This is a genomic window from Pseudomonas sp. O39, assembly GCF_045447295.1.
GTDB lineage: Bacteria > Pseudomonadota > Gammaproteobacteria > Pseudomonadales > Pseudomonadaceae > Aquipseudomonas > Aquipseudomonas antarctica_A.
Map to the genome: position 1 here is coordinate 1 of NZ_JBJGXV010000069.1, position 637 is coordinate 637.

Genomic DNA, 637 nt, shown 5'->3' on the forward strand with positions numbered 1-637 from the left:
GTCCATCTGCGAAAAGCTGGCCCAGTGCCGGACACAGCGCGCCGCCTTGCCAGCCCGTTCCCACGCCCAAAAGAAACTCGCCCCACCGGCCAGCTGCCGTTCCAGAATGACGTGCTGATCGTCGTACCGATAAACCTCGCTTTCACCGACAGCGTTGGTCGCCGACACCAGTCGGCCAATATCGTCATAGGCGTAGGAAACGACGTTCTGTTCAGTCACCCATTCAAAGGGTTCATGCCCTTTGGCGCGATGAACCTGGTAGTCCACCGCAGCAATGCGGCCCTGTTCGTAGCGCAAAAACAAACACCGGCCTACACCGTTATCCAGCCGCTTAATTCGCCCTAGGCGATCACGAGAAATCCGCAGCCGGTTGTCATACGTATCACTGATGGCTGTCAGCACACCGTCGCGAAAGTGATAAAAACGCGACGCCTGAGCCAGCACCAGTTCATCGGGCAAAGCCCCCAGATAAATCGCCGCTTCGGCCAGGCTGTTGGTAATCGACGGCCGGGCGGCAGTCGGCAAGGGCAGGGCAGTCGACCGGTTCTCATGATCCGTCCACACCACCGAATCACCCGTAACCACCAGCCGCTGGGTCAGCGCATGACTCCAGCCAAACCCCAACCCGCAATCCACT

At 59.3% G+C, this 637-nt stretch carries 1 pseudogene; it reads right to left on the minus strand.

The window, feature by feature from the left end:
- Positions 1–637, minus strand: a pseudogene (locus ACI77D_RS29330) (type IV secretion protein Rhs); the annotation flags it as partial.